Origin of the sequence: Tritonibacter sp. SIMBA_163 (genome assembly GCF_046535935.1) — a bacterium.
In the GTDB taxonomy this organism is placed as follows: Bacteria; Pseudomonadota; Alphaproteobacteria; order Rhodobacterales; family Rhodobacteraceae; genus Epibacterium; species Epibacterium scottomollicae.
Genome location: NZ_JAWJBP010000250.1, coordinates 1 through 305, shown reverse-complemented (window position 1 = coordinate 305; position 305 = coordinate 1). Strand labels below are relative to the sequence as shown.

Sequence of the window (305 nt, the reverse complement as noted above, 5' to 3'; positions counted from 1 at the left end):
CTACATACCCTCGGCCGGCATAAAAACGGCGCGCTGTTTCGGTACTGACAAGACGCGCAACAGCCACCTTTCGAAATAAAAGATATTTCTCGAGTTTTGAAATGAGCGCCTTGCTGACACCATGAAAGGGAAATTCCGGCGCAACATAATTCAGCAGGACTTCTCCCTCATCAGTCGCCAGTCCCACACCGGCCATGGCATTCCCTATTTCAGCAACGAGCATCAGTTGAGATGGAGCTTCAATCCACTTGAACACGTTTTCAGGCGTCTTGTTGGCTAGCCACGGCGCGAGGATATCATCGCGA

General features: G+C 51.1%; 1 protein-coding gene. It reads right to left on the bottom strand.

The genetic code is table 11. From position 1 onward, the window contains the following. Positions 1-305: GNAT family N-acetyltransferase (locus R0J92_RS22285; protein WP_411053257.1), on the bottom strand; the 305-nt coding region annotated here is incomplete at both ends.